The sequence below is a fragment of the Streptomyces iakyrus genome (assembly GCF_000717055.1).
Lineage (GTDB): Bacteria > Actinomycetota > Actinomycetes > Streptomycetales > Streptomycetaceae > Streptomyces > Streptomyces iakyrus.
The window spans coordinates 1-17,068 of record NZ_JNXI01000037.1; the positions used below are offsets into that span (position 1 = coordinate 1).

The window sequence follows — 17,068 nt, forward strand, 5'->3', positions numbered from 1 at the left end:
CCGTCACCGCCCTGTACGCCGTGCGCACCGAGCCCGGCGCCCGCGGCCACCTCGCCACCGCCACCGTCCGCTGGCTCGACCCGGAGACCCGCGACCCGCACGAGGAGACCGGCGACCTGGAGGCCGACGCCCTCCACGGCTCCTTGCGCGCCGCGCCCAGCCGTTTCCAGGTCACCGCGGTGGCGGCCTACTTCGCCGACGCCCTCCGCTCGCGCGACGACCTCCCGGGGGCTCCGGCCGGTTTCGCCGAACTCGCGGACCAGGCCCGGGTGTTGTCCGACACCACGGAGGACGGGGCCGTGCGCGAACTGGCCCGGGCCATCGAGCGGGCGGGCCGGCAGCGGGACTGAACACCTCCCGGCCCTGCGGGACGGTACGCGGGCCAACCGGGTGAACCTGCGGAACCAATTCTTCTGCACCGGGTTGATGAGGCAGTAGAGCATGCGGTGCCACGAGAAAGGAACGCGCAGTGCTCAAGGAGGCAATGATCGCTGCGGCGGCCGCCGCTTCCGCCATTGATGTGCCTGCGACAGCCGCTGTGCCGGCACGGGCCGGCGGACCGGCCGTCGCGCGGGGCAACGGCGAGTGACGCTGACTCCGCAGCCACTGTGCCGCGAGCCAGTTCTCCCCACGCCAGACTCCTGTCCAGCACTGCGACTTGTTCATGCCGCACACCGTCGGCCCTCGATGTGGATCTCCGCTCCGGGACCGGCTGCCCCAATTCTTCAAGCAGGAGGACAACTGCAATGCGACAGACCCTGAGCAAGGGAGCGTTCGCGGCGGCCGCCGCCACGGGGATTCTGTCCCTGTACGGCAGCCCCGCACTCGCCGACTCCGACGCGTCGGGAGTGGCGAAGGATTCCCCTGGTGTGCTGTCCGGGAACAGCGTGCAGGTGCCGGTCGAGGTGCCGGTCAACCTGTGCGGCAACACCGTCAACGTGCTCGCGGCGCTCAACACGGCGTTCGGCAACTCCTGCAGCAACATCTCGCACAAGTCGTCGGACCACGAGGCGGGCGCGGACGCGTCAGCGGTCGTGAAGGGTTCTCCCGGCGTGCTGTCCGGGAACAACGTGCAGGTGCCGCTCGAAGTGCCGGTGAACGCCTGCGGCAACAGCGTCGACGGGGGCGCGCTGTTCAACGACGCGCTCGAGAACGACTGCGAGAACGGCTCCTACGGCGGCGGCTACGGTGACGGCGACGACGACAAGCCGTCGACGGAAGAGGAGCCGAAGCCCCCGGCCAAGGACGGTTCCACCCCGCCGGACAGCGAGACGCCGCGTTCCACGACTCCGGACACCGAGGACTCCTCCGTCACCGAAGAGACGGAGGAGCAGGAGGAGCCCGGCACCCTGCCCCAGCTGGCCGAGACCGGCAGCGAGGCGCTGGCGGCCGCATCGGCCGCCAGCGCCGTCCTGATCGCGGGCGGAGTGATGATGTACCGCCGCGCCCGCACCACCGCGTCCCGCTAGCCGTTCCCGAGGCGGCCGGTGCAGCCGGCGCGTCGTCATCGTCCCGGTGCCCGGCCCATGGTCCGGCACCGGGGCAGCATCACCCGCACCCCCCGTCGACCAAGGTCCGGGGGGTGTCGGCCGTCGCGTCATGCCCCTTGCTCGACCGCCCATCCCGGCAAGGCGGCGGGCCGCCGACGACGCTGTCGCCGTCAGCGGCCCACGGGTCACCGTGTGGTCCTCCGTCAGCGGTGCACGGGCGACGGAGACTCGCTTCGGCTGCTGTCCACCGGGGCGGGGACGATGCCGCCCACCGGCATCGCCCCGAGTCGACGGCGTACTCCCCGGACGAGTGTCGACGCCGTGAACGACGCACCCTGCACGAAGCGCATGGCCGGGCCGAAGCCCGAGGCCGTCACCAGACCCGCGAGGAACAGGCCGGGGTAGGAGGACTCGAAGCTGCGCCCCACCTGCGGGGAGCCGTCCGGCAGTGCCGCCAGCGTTCCGCGCAGCTCGGGGGAGAGCAGTCCGAGCCGGTCGCACCGCGGCCGGAACCCCGTGGCGGCGATGACGTGTTCGGTCTCCAGGCTGCGCAGGGCACCCGCGCGGCTCGCCGTGTCCAGCCGTACCCCACCCGGCACTGCACTGGCCGCGGTGACCTCATGGCCCGGCAGCAGCTCCACCACGCCCTCCACCCGGTCGCGCACCCACCACGCGCCCGCCGGCCCCAGCGCCGTGGTCGCGATGCGTGCCCGGGTCGGCTCCGGCAGCCGCCGGAAGAGGTTCGGGCGCTCCGCGTAGAACCAGTTCCGCCAGCCGGGGCCGAGGCCGCTGTGGGGAGAGCGGGCCGACTGGTACCAGGGGCGCTCCCAGGGCGGCGGCACATCGTTCCACCGCAGCTGTTCCGCCCGCGCCAGCACACGGACCCGCGTGCCCTGTTCGGCGAGCAGCGCCGCCGTTTCCAGGGCCGCCTGCCCGCCACCGATCACGGTGACGTCCTTGTCGCGGAAGCGGTCGAGGTCGCTGTGGTGGCTGCTGTGCGTCACCAGGGCGGGGTGCAGTCCGCGCAGTGCCTGCGGCACCTCGACGAACGGCATCACACCGACCGCCAGGGCCACCGTGCGGGCCTGCACCTCCTCCCCGTCCTCAGTGACCGCGGTGAAACCGCCTGACCCGGCAGCCACACGGGTCACCGTGCGCTCGTCCACCTCAGGTACGGCGTTCCGGGCGAACCACAGGCCGTACTCCGCGAACGCCTCGACCGGAATCGGCGTCGCATGACGTGCCGTCAAGCCGTGCTTGTCGCAGTAGACGTCCAGACGCCACTGCCCGGCCGGGTCGGAGAGGTTGGACGCCCACGGCTCCGACTTCAGGAACATGCCGCGGGGCATGTTGTCCCGCCAGGACGCCATGGGCCGGCCGAACACGCGCAGGTTCAGCCCGGCGGCCGCGGCGTGGGACGCGATCGACAGACCGTACGGGCCTGCGCCCACCACCAGAAGGTCGTACACCATCAACTGCTCGCTTTCTCGTTGTCGGTCAGGGAGGGCGAGGCTGCCCGGGGGATCAGCCGGGGCGTCGGTGACGTCGTCGTGCCCAGCCGCTCGTACAGCCGGCGGGACACGTGCCGGCACCACTGGGCCCACATGACCCGTCCGGGGGAGCGGTCGTCCGCGGCGTACCAGGCCAGTTCGCGCCCGCCGGGCGCCGCACGCAGCGCCGCCATCGGCGCGTAGTTCTCCACCACGAACGCCCGCCCGGCGAGCGGGGTCCCGGCCGGCAGTGAACGGCCCGTCAGGTCCAGGTGCAGCGCCCGTACGACGTCCAGGCCCGTGCTGTCCGCGAAGAGCCGGAACTGGGCGCCGGCGCGCGGGTTGAAGTCGAGCAGGTGGTAGCGGCCCGTCTGGCCGCACCGGCGGAAGTCGAGGTCGAAGATGCCCCGGTAGCCCAGCTCACCGGTGAGCCGCTCGGCCAGCGCCTGCACGTCGGCGTTGGGAGTCCAGCAGCCCACCGCGGTCAGTCCCGCCCCCCGCGGCCAGGCCAGCTGCTTGCGGCCCGGACCGCCCGCGCGCACGCTGCCCGAGTGGTCGGCGTAGCCGTGGAAGAACCAGTCCCGGTCCGGCCCCGGTGACAGGTAGGCCTGGAGCAGCAGGCGGCTGCCCGCTTCCTCGGTGTGCAGGAACAGCTCCCGGGCCTGCTGCGGGGACCGCACCAGAACCGTGCTGCGCAGACCGCTGCCGGCGGGCAGGAGCCAGGGGCGGCTCCACTTCGCCACCACCGGCAGTCCGAGCTGCCGCAGGGCGTCCTCGACCTCGGCCGGACTGTCCGGGACCAGCGTCACCGGGTGCGGGACCTCGGCGGACGCGCACACGGCGGCCAGTTCCGCCTTGTCGGCGACGCGCTCGGCCAGGGTGCCCGGCATCTCCGGCAGAAGGTAGGAGGGCGCGAGTTCCTCCCGCGTCCGCCCCACGGTGATCGCGCTCGCGTCGTCCATCGGGACCAGGACGGCGGGCCGCCCGATCCGGTCGGCCACACGGCGCAGCACGGCGAGGATCTCCTCCGTGGACGCTCCCGGGGGCGGCGGGGGATGCATTTGACGTGCATAACGTGACGCGCCGACGGGACTTCCCGCGGTATCAGCGACGACGTGTACCTCCACTCCCGCCCTGCCGAGCGACCGCACGGCCCCCAGCGTTCCGTGGTGGAAAGGGTTCCGGTCGATCCGCAGCACAACAGCGGGGACGCGGATGTCGAGCAGCGACACGAATTCTCTCTTTCTCATCGATCGGCTCACCCGCACGGGCGAGCCTGGCACTCGAAAGCCGCAACGGCACTGGCGCTCCAGCCCTTTCTATGACTCACTTCATATGACTGCCCGTCAATAACACCAATTGCGGCTGCAGTCCGGACGAGAGCGAAGAAAGGAGCAGGCATGGCCCCACAGCACAAGCGGCCCAAGGTCCGCCGGCTGGCCCTGGGCGCGGCAGCGGTCGCCGCGTCGGCCGCCCTGGCGTCCGGCGCCGTGGCGGGGGTGGGGGTGGCCCGGGCCGCCGAGCCCCGGGCTCCGGTGCCGACCCCGGCGACACCCGCCCCCACGCCCTCGGCCCTCACACCTCCGGCCGTCCCCCAGGCCCCGACGCCTGCCCCGGTCACCACTGCGGCGGCAGATACGGAGATCCCAGCCTTCGGTGTCTTCCTCAAGTCCGACGCCCGTGGCGTGGCGCGGATGCCGCTGTTCAGCCACTGGCTGGGCGGCACGGAGCTCCGCGTCGGCCACACCTACCTGCCGGGACACCGCTGGCGGGACATCGAGGGCGCTCCCGACTTCCTGGACGTCTGGGCGCACTGGCGCAACAAGAAGGCCGACCGGATGCTGGTCCTCAACGTCCCCATGCAGGAGCGCAACGAGGAGGGCGTCTCCGACGGCGAAGTCAGGCAGCTGCTGCGGCGCGGCGCCGCTGGTGAGTTCGATCACCACTTCCGGGTCCTCGCCGAGCGGTTGGTGAAGTTGAAGGTGCCGGACACGGTCATCGTGCTCGGCTGGGAAATGAATGGCACCACGTACACCCATCGCTGCGGGCCGGACCCGGAGGCCTGGAAGAAGTACTGGAACAGGATTGTCGCCACCATGCGCTCCGTGCCGGGCCAGCAGTTTCGGTTCGATTTCACGCCGAGCCGTGGCCAGGATGCCGTTCCCTGGACGAAATGCTATCCGGGGGACGACACGGTCGACGTCATCGGCATGGATTCTTATGACCAGCCGACCGGGATGTCGTTCGAGCAACAGGTGAAAGAGCCCTACGGGCTGCAGCACCACGTGGATTTCGCGAAGGCTCACGGCAAACCCATTTCCTATCCGGAATGGGGGCTCTTCCGCAACGGTGACAATGCCGAGTACATGCGGAAAATGCTCGCCTGGATGGAGGAGCACAAGCCGCTCTACAACACACTGACCGACTACTGCCCGCACGGTGTGTGGCAGTGCGGAGCCAACCCGAAGTCGTCCCACCTCTACCGGTCCGCCCTGTTCGGCCGCGGCGACCAGGCGGCCTCGCCCCTCACACCCACGCCCACGCCCACGCCGACCCAGCCCAGCTCGACGCCGCCCCCTGCGAACTGCACGCCGCTGGACCTGGGCAGTTGGGTGGAGGAGTGGCTCGGCGGGAAGCTCTGCCTCCGCTTCGACTGGTGGTGATCCACCAACCCGGTGAAACCCCGGTGCCGTGCTGGGCCGGGCCCGCCGTCGTCACCGTTGTCCGCGCACATCGGCGGCGGCGGCCGGGCCGGGCACCGAGGGGGCCGGGGCGCCCTCTCCGTCCCGGCCGCTCTTCCTGGGCCGCGCCAGCAGGACCAGGCCGCCCAGCAGACCGCCTGCGCTCGCCCCCACCAGACCGGTCACCGCCGGGGAGGCGGACGTCGGCTCGCGCGGCTCCACCGCCCGGGAGAACTGCACGAGCCGCACGTGAGTGCTGTCACTGCTGTCCTCCGCGTGGCGGGTCAGCGAGCGGGTGACCGCGTTGGCCATGTCGACGGCGAGGCCCGGGCGCGAGGAGGTGGCCGAGACCGCGACCATCGGCGCGTCCGGCGACGTCGCCGTGCGCACGCTGTGCTGCAGGGTGCGTACCGGGACCCCCGCATACACCTGAGCGTCCCCCAGCACCGCGAGCTGAGTGGCGACCCGACCGTACGCCTGAGCGAATCCGAGGGCGGCGTCCGGCGTGGACTTCTCGGTGGGTACGGCGATGACGTAGCTCGTGGCCGTGTACGTGGAGGGTGTGAGCAAGCCGTACGAGCCGCCGAGCAGACCCCCGACGAGGGTGCCGGCCGCGAGCACGGACCACAGGGGAAGGCCCCTGAGACGAACCGGGGACAGGCGGTGCTGACGGGTCGGAGTGTCGGTCATGAGGAGGTGGCTCCCAGAGATGAGAGGGACGGCGAACGGGCGACCGCTGTCGCGTACACGTCCGTGAGACGGGCCGCGCAGCGGGTGATGCTGTAGTGGTCGGCGACCTCCGAGGCCGTGCGGGGAAGGAGGGCGCCGGCCGCGCGGACCTCGGCCATAGCGCGGGCGTATGCCTCGGGGCCGCCGCGCACGCGCCGGACGCCGGCGCCGTCGGACGGCCGCACATCCTCGATGGCCGGGCAGGAGGCGTAGAGCACGGGCAGTCCGGCCGCCAGAGCCTCCACGGCCGCCAGACCGAAGGCCTCCTCCGGGGACGGGGACGCGAGCAGGTCCATGGCCGAGGTGAGCGAGGGCAGGTCCGGACCCGAGGAGTCGTCGCGTACGTAGGGACGTTCGCCGGCGAAGACGACGCGCTCGGCCACACCGGCCTCGTGGGCCGTGCGACGCAGGGCGTGCTCCTCGGGGCCGCTGCCCACCAGCAGCAGCCGGCACTCGTCCGGAAGCAGGGCGAGCGCGCGGACGAGGACGTCGAACCGCTTCCCCGCGGTGAGCCGGCCGACACCGCCCACGACCCAGGCGTCCTTCGGCAGGCCGAAATGCCGGCGGGTGCGCTCGCGCCGCTCAGGGTCGAAGCGGAAGTGGTCGAGGTCGATGCCGTTCGGGACGATCTCGATGCGGGGCGCGGGCACGCCCCAGCGCTTCAGCCGCTCGGCCACCGTCGGGGAGACGGCGACCGTCGCCGAACCGAGCCGCTCGCTGGCGAGGTACAGCCCGCGTACCCCTGCCGTCAGGCTGCGGCCCTCCATCTGTGAGTCGCCCAGGGAGTGTTCGGTGGCCACGACCGCCCGGACCCCGGCCGCGCGTGCGGCGAAGCGGCCGTAGACGCAGGCCCGGTAGAGGTGGGTGTGCACCAGGTCGTAGCCGCCGCTGCGGATCAGCCGGACCAGGCGCGGCAGCGCGGCCAGGTCACGGTTGCCGCCCATGCCGAGATGGGTGACACGGACTCCGTCGGCCGCCAGGCCCTCGGCGACCGCGCCGGGGTTGGTGAGCGTCACGACGTCGCAGTGGACGGGCAGATGACGCAGCAGCAGGCGCAGTTGCTGCTCGGCCCCGCCGACGCCGAGGCCGGTGATGATGTGCAGAGCTCTCATCTCACAGGACCTCCACCGGGCGCCGGCGCAGCCGGTGCAGCCAGTGCTTGAGGTGCAGGCGCCACGCCGTGTCGTCCTGGCCGACGTACACGCGCGGCAGAGCGTGCGGACCGGTCAGCGGGCCCGGATCGATGGCGCAGGCGTAGGTGTACCCCGCTTCCCGTACTGACTCCACGGCGCGGGCGTCGATCGTGCCGTACGGGTAGCAGAAGCCCTCGACCGGAGTGCCGGTCAGCTCCTCCAGCTGTGCGCGGCTCTCGGCGACCTCGGCCTTGAGCGTGAGGTCGTCCGCCTTGGTGAGGTCGACGTGCGTCAGCCCGTGCGAGCCGATCTCCACGCCTTCCTCGGCCGCCCGCCGGATGCCGTCCGCGGTCAGCAGCGGCTTGCGGGGGCCGAGCGGATCCCAGGCGTTGTCGCCGCCGAGCCGCCCGGGCAGCACGAAGAGGGTGGCGCCGCAGTCCCAGCGGTGCAACAGCGGCAGGGCGTCGGTGACGAAGTCGGCGTACCCGTCGTCGAAGGTCAGCCCCACCAGGTCTCGCCCCTCACCCCGGGCGCGGGCGGCGAGCAGCTCGGTCACGGACACGCCCCGCAGCCCGCGCCGGCGCAGCCAGGCCAGCTGCGCCCCGAGCCGTGCGGGCGTGACCGTGATGCGGTACGGGTCGTCCGAGCAGTCGCCCACCGAGTGGTACATCGCCACCCAGGGGGCCGGGCCCTTGCGCGGGGCCCGGGGTCTGTCGGTGTCGAGGGAGTCAACGGAAACGGCCATGTGTGAGCCTTCGTGTGACGGCGCGTAGGGAGCGCAGAGCGGACGCGGAACTCTGGGCCCCGATGGCCCAGCTGAGCGGGACGAAGACGAAGGTCACGGTCAGGAGGCCGGCCGTGAGGCCCGCCGCCGGCGACGGCAGCCGGCTCGCGGCGAACGCCCCCGCGGCCGTGGCGGCGGCCGCGGCGGCCACCAGCCTGCTCAGCTCGGCCAGGACCGGCCGGACACGGACCGAGACGCCGTGCGTGCTGTTCGGCCGGCCCGTTCGCAGCCCGGCGAGCAGCAGGGTCGCCGTGACGGTGATGCCGAGGGCGTTGGCGGCGGCGATCCCCGCCACTCCCCAGGAGTGCACGGCGCCGGCGCCGATCCCGGACGTCACGGCGATGCCCGCCGCCATCGCGCCGAGGGGGTACCAGGTGGCCCGGCCCGCCGAGAAGTAGGACCGCACGAGGGCGCCCACCAGGGTCTGGCCCAGCAGCCCGAGGGCGTACACGCGCATCACGTCCGCAGTCGCGTCGGTGTCGCCAGGGGTGAACGCTCCCCGCTGGAAGAGCAGTTCGATCATCTGGGGAGCGCAGGCGACCACCGCGCACATGCCCAGCAGCACCAGCCACGAGGCGAGCGCCAGATCCCGCTCCACGCGGCTGCGGGCCCGCGCCGTGTCGCCGTCCGCGAGAGCCCGCGCCACCACCGGGAAGGTGACGGTGCACACCATCAGCGACAGCGTCATCGGGATCTGGGCGACCTTCTGCGCGTAGTTCAGGTGCGAGATGGCCCCGGCGGGCAGGCCGGAGGCGAGGAAGCGCTCCACGAGGACCTGCGACTGGCGGCACAGGGCGAAGAGGAGCACCGCGGCGACCAGGGCGAGTTGCATCGGCCGCTCCTCGGCCACCGCCGAGGCCTTGACGAGGTGCGGCGTGGGCGACGCCAGCCGCCGCCACAGCGACGGCAGTTGAACCGCCACCATCAGGCAGCCGCCCGCCGCCACCCCGACCGCGGCGGAGCGCACGCCCCAGCCCTCGCCGAGCAGGAACATCGCGGCGATGATGCCGGTGTTGTAGACGACGTAGATCGCCGCGGGCGCGAGGAAACAGCGGTGTGCCCGCAGGGCGGCACTGCAGTACCCGGCGAGCCCGAAGGCCAGCACGCAGGTAGCGGTGATCCGGGTGCAATCGGCGGCGAGCCCGGGGTCGGGCAGACCGGGGGCAAGCGCCGTGACCAGGTAGGGAGCCGTGCAGGCGATCAGCGCGGCCACCGCGGCGAGGGCGAGGCAGAGCCGGGGCAGGGTGGCGCCGACCAGGGCGCGGACCGGGTCGCCCGGCGCGCCCCGGGCGCGGCGCGCCAGCGCCATGCTGAACGCCGGGATCAGCGCGATCGCCAGCCCGTCCTCGATGAGCAGCGTGGCGGCGAACTCGGGAACCGTCCACGCCACCAGGAAGGCGTCCGTGTCGCTCCCGGCGCCGAACAGCCGCGCCAGCGACTGGTCGCGCACCAGGCCGAGCAGTGAACCGGCGATGGACAGCGATGCCGTGACGAGCGCGGCCCTGGCCAGGGCGTTTCCGGAGACCGACGACGGCGCCGGATGGTCGCCGCCGTCGCCTGTCCTGGTGGCGGCACGCGCCGGGGGCACGGTCACCGCGTCGTCCGTTTCGGAGCCGGGGGAATGCGAAGGCACCACCGTCATCGCGCCAGGGCCTCCTCGGCGCGCTCGGGCACCGTGCTGCGCGGCGCATCAGCGCGCGTGTCGGCGGTCAGCGCCCACCACGCCCCGAGCCCCATCGCCACGGCGATCAGCACGGTCGAGGGTCCGCCGATGTCGCCGTACATGAAGTCGGTCAGCAGCCAGACCAGCAGCCCGCATGCGACGAGCCCGCAGTCGAGTCCCGGGCCGCGGTCGCGGACGTGCACCAGCCGCCGCACCCCGCACACCAGCAGCGCCAGCCAGCTTCCGGCGAGCGCGAGCAGCCCGATGAGGCCCTGCTCGCTCAACACCAGCAGGTACATGTTGTGCGGAGACAGCAGCGGCTGCCGCTGGTACGCCGCTCCCGCGCCTTCGGTCTCGCTGCCCGACGACAGCGCAAGCGTGGCGTGCCCGTCCCGGTACTCGGGGAAGCCCTTCAGCCCCACCCCCGTCAGCGGGTGCTGCCGCCAGATCTCCGTGGCGGACGCCCACAGGGTGTACCGGTCGACGACGGACTGGTCGGGGGCGTCGGCGACCTGGGCGATGCTGCCGATCCGCTGCTGCAGAAGAACCGAGCCCACACCGAACCCGCCCACCAGGATCACGCCCGCGGCGACGGCGGCCGCGGCCACCTTGAGAGCGCGCCGCCATCCGGTCAGAACCAGCTGCACGGTGCACGTCAGGAACGTCGCGATCCAGGCTCCCCGGCTGAAGGAGAGCGCGAGCGGCAGCAGCAGCACCGATGCGCACACGGCGGCGGCCGCCCGCTGCCGTACGGACACCCGGCCCAGCGCGATGCCGACCGCGCACACCAGGCCGAGGGAGACCGCCGTCGCCATGCCCATCACGTCGTGCGACCCGAAGGTGCCCACCGCCCGGATGTTCGCGCCCTGGTAGGAGGCACCGGTCCGGGTGACGAACTGGTGGACACCGAGGGCCCCCTGGCACAGGCCGAGCCCCACGCAGGCCCAGGCCACCAGCCGGAAGCCGGTCCGGTCGCGGAGCAGCAGCAGTACGGCCGCCGGAACGAGTACGAAGGTCTGCAGATAGCGTCCCAGGCCGGTGAGCCCGGCCTGGGGCGTGAACGCCCCCATGGTGGCGAGCGCGAGCCCCACGACCGGCAGGCCCAGAATCACCGCGGCGGCGGGCGAGAGCGGGCGCCGCCGTTCGAACACGAGACGGATCACGCAGTAGACCACCACCAGCCCGGAGAACACGTCGGCGGGCCCCGCTCCGTCCGACGTCAGAGGCAGCGCCAGCAAGGCCGGTACGGCCATGACGAGCAGGGCCGGTGTCAGCACGGCGTCGCGCCGGGGGAGCGGTGTCAGTGCGAGACTCACCTGTCTCAGCTCCCCGTGGGACGTACCACCGTGGCGGCGGTGCGCAGCAGAATGCAGACGTCCTGCCACAGGGACCAGTCGTCGATGTAGGCGTTGTCGAACCGGCAGCGGTCCTCGATCGAGGTGTCGCCGCGCAGGCCGTGGATCTGGGCGAGGCCGGTGATGCCGGTCCGCATACGGTGGCGGACCGAGTAACCCGGATAGGTCTGGCCGAACTGAGCGACGAAGTAGGGGCGTTCGGGTCGAGGCCCGACCAGGCTCATGTCGCCCCGGAGCACGTTCCACAGCTGGAGCAGTTCGTCGAGCGAGGTGCGCCGCAGCATCCGGCAGAACCAGCGCATTTCGTTCTCGTTCGCCACGCTCCACCGGGTCGCCGACTCGTGCTCGTCGACCGGGCGGTGGGTACGGAACTTCAGCAGCGTGAACGGCTCGCCGCCCCTGCCGATGCGCTCCTGCCGGAACACCACGCCCGGCCCGTCGCAGATCCGCAGCACCGCGGCGAAGGTCAGCAGCAGCGGGCTGACCAGCAACAACAGTGTCCCCGATACAAGGATGTCGAGCGTCCGTTTGGCCGCACTGTCCCGCCGGGCCGGGGACATGTCCAGCCGTCGGCAGGAGAACCCGGCGAGCCGTTCACGTGACGCGTACGACGGGGTGTCGGCGTCGACCTCCCAGACCACGCAGCCCGAATCGGCCAGTGCCCGCAGCAGCGGCTCCTGTTCGGCGCGTACGGAGGGGTGCACGGCCAGCACCGCCCGTACCCCGTTCTGGATGACCGCACGCTCGACCTCCTCGGCGGTCGTCAGCACGGGCAGCGTCTCGGTGCCGTCCGGCTGCCCGGCGACGATCCCCACCGGCCGTACGCCGCAGCGCGGGTGCCGCAGTACGGCGGCGGCCACGCGCTGCGCGGTCGTGACCGGGCCGAGGACGAGCGCCGTGTGCGGATGGCGCAGCAGAGCTGCGCGGCGCCGCGCGTGCACGGCTCCGCGCAGCGCGCAGCCGGCCGCCGCGTGCAGGGCGAGGCCCGTCAGCACGGTACGGAGGGACAACGCGTGCTCCGGCCGGTACGCCGCCAGAAGTGCCGCGAGAGCCAGCCATGCCACTGCGATGCGGCCACACAGGGCGGGCAGTTCCTCCAGCAGCCCGGGCACCGGCGGCCGCCCGTCGCGTCGGCGCGGCAGCAGCGAGGCGACGACGAGCAGGGTGACGAGGAGCGGGTGACGCTGGGCCTCGGTGAGCGCGAGCGTGCCCGCCAGAGCGGCGAAGCCGTCGGCGACGAGCAGTGGGACGGGTGAGGCCGGCCGGGTGGGGGGCCGCGGGGCGGACGACCGGAAACCGGTGGTCGTGCCGCGCGGGGGCATGACCGAGACTGGTGAGGATCCGTGGTCCCGTGGCTGTACGCCGGGGGAGGGCACGGTGCGTTCGGCGGTCACGAGTGGATGGACTCCCTGTACTCGGTGGGCTCGACGCGCTGTGCCGGCCGGCTCGCCTCGGCGTCACGTCCGATGTCGAGCGGCTGACCGTGCTCAGCGCTGGGGGTGGCGGCGGTCCATGGGCCGAGCAGGTCGCGATAGACGTCCGAGACGGCCTCGGCGGTGTGCCGCACGTCGTGGGTGGACAGCACGTGACGGCGACCCTGGTCGCCGAGCGAGGCGCGCAGCGCCGGGTCCGCCAGCAGCGCGGTGACGGCCCCGGCCAGCGCCACCGGGTCCTCCGGCGGCACCAGGCACCGGGCCGATGAGGAGGCGGGCAGGCTCTCGCGGGCCCCGTCGACGTCCGTGACCACCACCGGCCGCCCGCAGGCCATGGCCTCCAGCGGTGCCAGGGCCATGCCCTCCCAACGGGACGGCAGGACGACGAGATCGGCGGCCTGGTACCAAGGGGAGGCGTCGGCGACGGCTCCCGCGAACACCACGGAATCGGGGGCGTTTTCGCGAAGCCGGTCGCGGTCCGGCCCGTCGCCGACCAGGACGAGGCGGGCGTCGGGCACCTGCTGTTCGACGGTTTCCCACGCCCGCAGCAGGACGTCCTGGCCCTTCTGCCGGCACAGCCGCCCCACGCACACGGCGAGCGGCGCCGTGGGGTGGATGCCGGTGAGCGGGGCCAGCCCGGCCCGTACGGCGCTCGCGGCGGCCGGCCGAAAGCGATCGGGGTCGATGCCGTTGGGGACGACGGTCCAGCGGCCGGTGATCCTGGCGCCCATGCCGGTCGCGCGTTCCGCCTCACTCACACACACCACGCGTGAGGCCCACCGTGCTCCCCAGCGTTCCCACATGAGCGCCAGGGTCGCGGTGCCCCCGCCGACCGCTTCGAACGACCAGGCGTGCGGCTGGAAGACCGTCGGGATCCGCCCGCGTACCGCGAGGCGTCCGGCGAGTCCGGCCTTCGCGCTGTGCGCGTGGATCAGGTCGGGACGCACCTCGTCGATGACCCGGGCCAGGTGCCGCACCTCCCGGAAGAGCGACGTACCGGGCGACCGCGTCGCGTGCCAGTGCCGTACGCGTGCGCCGAGTGTCCGCAGTTTCGTGGTGAGCGCGCTGTCGGGGCAGGCCACGGTGACGTCCAGGCCGTCCGACAGCTGCGCCTGGACCAGGTCCGTGACGACGCGTGCGACACCGCCGTCCACCGGCTGGGTGAGATGCAGGACTCTGGGGTGAGGTGCGGCGGATGACAGGTGCATGTGCGCGGATTCCTCGCTCGCGAAGGCGTTCGGGGCGGGCGGCGACGTACTCACCGCCGTGCGTCGGCGGCGACGAAGAGCACGCCGGCCCACGCCGCGTCCTGCTGAGACTGGATCCGGAAGGTTGCCTGGTCCCCGCCGTGCTGCAGGGCGCTTCCGAGATCGAACACGTCGGAGTCGTAACCGAGGTTGTTGGCGTAGGCGGGCACACGTGACGCATCCGCCCCGGGCTCGCTGATGGTGGAGTTCAGGACGTCGTCGCGGGGGTTGGCGGCGTTGGTGAGGGCGGACTCGGACTGGCCGGTCGCCACGGTGAGCGAGTCTCCGCCGGTGCCTCGGTCGCCGTTGTACGTCACCAGGCCCGCACGGCCCCATGCGCCCGCGGGGAACCCGAGACCGCTCAGGCCGATCTCCTGTCCACCGGACCTCAGCGGAGTGAAGCCGTCCCAGACCGCGAGGTGCCGCAGCGGCTCCGCCGGGTTCTCGTAGGCCACCACGAGCGTCCAGCCACCCCACGCTCCGGCCGTGGATCTGCCCATGGCGATGTTGATCTGCGCCACGGTGTACAGGCCCGGTCCGCCCTCCCGAACCAGCCGTGTCACGTCGGCTGAGGCCTGGAAGGCGTCCATGCCGTCCATGACGCGGTGTCCGACTGTCGTGTCCGCCAACAACTCCTTGTACTCGCCGCCGGGTTCGGCGATCAGGACGCGCCCGTTGTCCTGTGGCGGCTTCTGCTCACCCACGCGCAGATTGCCGCCCCAGTAGAGGCGCGCGTACGTCACCCGGGAGCCGGTGGGAAGACGGACTTCCGCGCGGGAGGAGTTGTAGGTGTTGGCGTCGCGGTCGACATCGACGTAGAACATGTCGAAGTCGCCGTTCACACCGGCGCCGCCTGCCTGGACCTCCGGGCACGAAGGGCTCTGGGCCGTGCGGCAGGTGATCGAGGCGTTGGCAGCGCGTACGATGCCGCCGTGCTGGAGCGCGCGGTACCGCTCGGTGAAGCTGAGCCGCTCGGCTTCCGGGGCGGGCGCCGCAACTGGTGCGGCGGTGGAAGAAGTGCCGGCTGCCCACATGGCGGCAACTGCGAGGACGCCCACGGTCGCGCGGCGGAACAGCGGGCCCAAGGAATGACGCATGACCGGTCGTTGCCCTTTCGGAACAGGGGGGCCGTGGCAGAGCGCCACGAGTGCGATGTGTCCGCGCTGGAGAGTGCGTCGGGCGGTTCGCAACTCTAGTCATCAACCGGACATAGTCGATGAAATTCGGTGAAATCTGACAAGTGTGTCGGAATCGTGAAATCGCATGTCTTTGCCGGTTCCGGCCGTCGACTCGCGCCCGGGAAGGGCTTCCGCTCGGTGCGGGCCACTGCCTTGCTCCATCCGGGGGCCGGAGGGTGCGCCCTGACAAACCGTCTGATCAGGCCGGCCACGGCAAAAGGGGGAACTGCGGAATTCCGAAAAGCGTATGAGCGGTTGCGGGAAGTCATGGGCGCTTTCACGGTTGGTTCAAGATCCAACGCCGTCGAAAGGAATCCCCATGTGTGCTTTGCCCGCACGGCGCATCGTGTCCGGCGCACTCTGCGCCGCCGTTCTGGTCGGGATCACCGGCCCCGTCGCCATGGCGGCCGAATCGTCCCGCGGGCACGGCCACCGTGTGGCGTCCGAGGCCCGGCTTCCCGGCGCGGATACGCGGCTCGCGCAGGTCGGGAAACTGAACTGGGGCGAGCTCACCCCGGTCGCCGACCTGCTGAGCACCGTGCTCCGGGACAGCAACGGGAAGCTGCCCCCGGCCGAGGCCAGGCAGCTGGCGGCCGCCGCGAAGGCCGCCCTGGCCGAGTCGGCCGCCAAGGGTGCGCAGACCTCGCTCGTGTCGACGGTCGTGCGGCTGCCGGCTCCCGCCCTGCCCGCCGCGGTGCCCGGGGTGTCGGTGCCGCGCGCCGCCGACCCCGTGACCGACCTGCTGGACCTCGTACTCGGAGCGGTCGACGGCCTCCTGGAGGCGATCACCTCCGGTGTCGGCAGCGTCCTTCCCTCGGTCGACGACCTGCTGGCCGGGGTGGACGACCTCCTGGCCGCGCTGACCGGAGGCGACCCCTCGCTCCAGGACGAGCCCGCCGTGTCGACACCGTCCGACGATCTGTCCGGCGAGTCGTCCAGCGCCTCGTCGACATCGGAGCCTGAGGAGACGGCCGTCACGCTCCCCGCCGTGCCACTGCTGACGTCGGTGCTGTCACCGGCATCCTGAGACCGGCCGGTCGTGGCGCCGCCCCCAGGGGGCGGCGCCACGACTGTTGTTCTTCGGTCGTTTAATAGATTTGGTATGAGGTATTGGCAATCTTCGGCATCTCCGGTTTCCGCCCAGGCCAGGGCTCGTTAGGCACGGCGACAGAATCCCCTCCGGCGACGCGCGTTGCCGAAGAAAGGAACACGATGAAGTCTCTGAAGGCTGCCGCCGTCTTTGCCGGATCCCTGATCGCCGCCGGTTCCGCCACGCCTGCGTTCGCCCAGGACGTCATGGTCGCTCCGAGCGCGCCCGCCGCTCAGAGTGCTCCGGATGTGCAGGCTGCTCCGGTTGCTCAGGCTCCGGTCGCTCAGGCGGCTCCGGTTCAGAGTGCTCCCGTCGCCCAGAGCGCTCCGGCTGTTCAGAGTGCCCCGGTTGCCCAGCCCGCCCCGGTTGCCCAGCCGGCTCCGGTTGCCCAGCCCGCTCCGGCCCCTCAGCCCGCTCCGGTTGCCCAGCCCGCCCCGGTTGCCCAGCCCGCTCCGGCCCCCGTCCCTCAGCCCGCTCCGGCCGCCCCGAGCACTCGCGACCTGGCCTCCACCGATTTCACCGGCGGCGTGAGCACCAAGGTTCCCCTGGACGTGACCGCCGAAGGCAAGGAGTCGCTGGTCCACACGGCGAAGAACGCCGCGTCCGCGGTCAACGACGCCAAGCCGGTGCACGGCAACCTGTGGTTCTAAAGCGGCGACCATGCCGTACGGAGGGCCGGTCTCGGGAAAGTCCGAGACCGGCCCTCCGTACGTGTCGACCCGTGACGCGGCCGGCTTTCTCGCCCCGAGGGGGAACGGACGATCACTTGTCTGGCCGCACGGCGGTGACCGCGCG

At 72.3% G+C, this 17,068-nt stretch carries 14 protein-coding genes and 1 pseudogene; 5 read left to right on the top strand and 10 right to left on the bottom strand.

Annotated features, from left to right (window positions below):
* Together OO68_RS38570 and OO68_RS38575 are read left to right on the top strand one after the other, a co-directional pair.
* Positions 1–350, top strand: a pseudogene (locus OO68_RS38570) (VWA domain-containing protein); the annotation flags it as partial.
* Positions 351–746: 396 nt separating this feature from the next.
* Positions 747–1,469, top strand: a complete 723-nt coding sequence (locus tag OO68_RS38575; protein ID WP_033314140.1) for a chaplin — start codon at positions 747–749, stop codon at positions 1,467–1,469.
* Positions 1,470–1,693: 224 nt separating this feature from the next.
* On the opposite strand, the gene OO68_RS38580 is transcribed toward OO68_RS38575, so the two are convergent.
* Both OO68_RS38580 and OO68_RS38585 read right to left on the bottom strand, forming a co-directional pair.
* A complete protein-coding gene (locus OO68_RS38580; RefSeq protein WP_209442667.1) occupies positions 1,694–2,962 on the bottom strand; it encodes an NAD(P)-binding domain-containing protein in 1,269 nt (422 codons plus the stop codon).
* The gene (locus OO68_RS38585) at positions 2,962–4,212 is read right to left on the bottom strand and encodes a carboxylate--amine ligase (RefSeq protein WP_033314142.1); all 1,251 of its coding nucleotides are present in this window, start codon (positions 4,210–4,212) and stop codon (positions 2,962–2,964) included. The genes OO68_RS38580 and OO68_RS38585 overlap by 1 nt, the downstream gene beginning before the upstream one ends.
* Positions 4,213–4,380: 168 nt before the next feature.
* On the opposite strand from OO68_RS38585, the gene OO68_RS38590 reads away from it, so the two are divergent.
* Complete coding sequence (locus tag OO68_RS38590; protein WP_033314143.1) at positions 4,381–5,643, top strand: glycoside hydrolase family 26 protein; 1,263 nt, start codon at positions 4,381–4,383, stop codon at positions 5,641–5,643.
* Between the two features lie 51 nt (positions 5,644–5,694).
* Here the strand turns inward: OO68_RS38590 and OO68_RS38595 are convergent, their stop codons facing one another.
* The 8 genes from OO68_RS38595 to OO68_RS38630 are packed head-to-tail and all read right to left on the bottom strand — an operon-like array spanning position 5,695 to position 15,102.
* Positions 5,695–6,351 (bottom strand): YveK family protein, encoded by a 657-nt coding sequence (locus tag OO68_RS38595; RefSeq protein ID WP_033314144.1) that lies wholly within the window; start codon positions 6,349–6,351, stop codon positions 5,695–5,697.
* A complete protein-coding gene (locus OO68_RS38600) occupies positions 6,348–7,502 on the bottom strand; it encodes a glycosyltransferase (protein WP_033314145.1) in 1,155 nt (384 codons plus the stop codon). Before OO68_RS38600 ends, OO68_RS38595 begins: the two co-directional genes overlap by 4 nt.
* Position 7,503: 1 nt before the next feature.
* A complete protein-coding gene (locus OO68_RS38605; RefSeq protein ID WP_033314146.1) occupies positions 7,504–8,268 on the bottom strand; it encodes a polysaccharide deacetylase family protein in 765 nt (254 codons plus the stop codon).
* Positions 8,252–9,949: a lipid II flippase MurJ gene (locus OO68_RS38610; RefSeq protein ID WP_033314147.1), complete on the bottom strand. Its 1,698-nt coding sequence runs from the start codon at positions 9,947–9,949 to the stop codon at positions 8,252–8,254. Before OO68_RS38610 ends, OO68_RS38605 begins: the two co-directional genes overlap by 17 nt.
* Entirely contained in the window at positions 9,946–11,286 is a 1,341-nt protein-coding gene (locus OO68_RS38615) for an O-antigen ligase family protein (RefSeq protein ID WP_033314149.1), read from the bottom strand. Before OO68_RS38615 ends, OO68_RS38610 begins: the two co-directional genes overlap by 4 nt.
* A 5-nt stretch (positions 11,287–11,291) precedes the next feature.
* The gene (locus OO68_RS38620) at positions 11,292–12,719 is read right to left on the bottom strand and encodes an exopolysaccharide biosynthesis polyprenyl glycosylphosphotransferase (RefSeq protein ID WP_033314150.1); all 1,428 of its coding nucleotides are present in this window, start codon (positions 12,717–12,719) and stop codon (positions 11,292–11,294) included.
* A complete protein-coding gene (locus OO68_RS38625; RefSeq protein WP_033314151.1) occupies positions 12,716–13,966 on the bottom strand; it encodes a glycosyltransferase family 4 protein in 1,251 nt (416 codons plus the stop codon). Before OO68_RS38625 ends, OO68_RS38620 begins: the two co-directional genes overlap by 4 nt.
* Positions 13,967–14,016: 50 nt before the next feature.
* A complete protein-coding gene (locus OO68_RS38630) occupies positions 14,017–15,102 on the bottom strand; it encodes a hypothetical protein (RefSeq protein WP_033314152.1) in 1,086 nt (361 codons plus the stop codon).
* Between the two features lie 400 nt (positions 15,103–15,502).
* Between OO68_RS38630 and OO68_RS38635 the strand changes: the two genes are divergently transcribed.
* Positions 15,503–16,210: a hypothetical protein gene (locus OO68_RS38635; RefSeq protein WP_033314153.1), complete on the top strand. Its 708-nt coding sequence runs from the start codon at positions 15,503–15,505 to the stop codon at positions 16,208–16,210.
* Between the two features lie 590 nt (positions 16,211–16,800).
* Complete coding sequence (locus OO68_RS48385) at positions 16,801–16,923, top strand: hypothetical protein (RefSeq protein WP_267886808.1); 123 nt, start codon at positions 16,801–16,803, stop codon at positions 16,921–16,923.
* Positions 16,924–17,068 lie beyond the last annotated feature (145 nt).

Bases quoted from the DNA above. Each gene is read 5' to 3' on its own strand.
- OO68_RS38590 (WP_033314143.1), top strand. From the start codon at position 4,381: ATGGCCCCACAGCACAAGCGGCCCAAGGTCCGCCGGCTGGCCCTGGGC.
- OO68_RS38605 (WP_033314146.1), bottom strand. From the start codon at position 8,268: ATGGCCGTTTCCGTTGACTCCCTCGACACCGACAGACCCCGGGCCCCG.
- OO68_RS38580 (WP_209442667.1), bottom strand. From the start codon at position 2,962: ATGGTGTACGACCTTCTGGTGGTGGGCGCAGGCCCGTACGGTCTGTCG.
- OO68_RS38575 (WP_033314140.1), top strand. From the start codon at position 747: ATGCGACAGACCCTGAGCAAGGGAGCGTTCGCGGCGGCCGCCGCCACG.
- OO68_RS38635 (WP_033314153.1), top strand. From the start codon at position 15,503: ATGTGTGCTTTGCCCGCACGGCGCATCGTGTCCGGCGCACTCTGCGCC.
- OO68_RS38610 (WP_033314147.1), bottom strand. From the start codon at position 9,949: ATGACGGTGGTGCCTTCGCATTCCCCCGGCTCCGAAACGGACGACGCG.
- OO68_RS38600 (WP_033314145.1), bottom strand. From the start codon at position 7,502: ATGAGAGCTCTGCACATCATCACCGGCCTCGGCGTCGGCGGGGCCGAG.
- OO68_RS38625 (WP_033314151.1), bottom strand. From the start codon at position 13,966: ATGCACCTGTCATCCGCCGCACCTCACCCCAGAGTCCTGCATCTCACC.
- OO68_RS38630 (WP_033314152.1), bottom strand. From the start codon at position 15,102: ATGCGTCATTCCTTGGGCCCGCTGTTCCGCCGCGCGACCGTGGGCGTC.
- OO68_RS38595 (WP_033314144.1), bottom strand. From the start codon at position 6,351: ATGACCGACACTCCGACCCGTCAGCACCGCCTGTCCCCGGTTCGTCTC.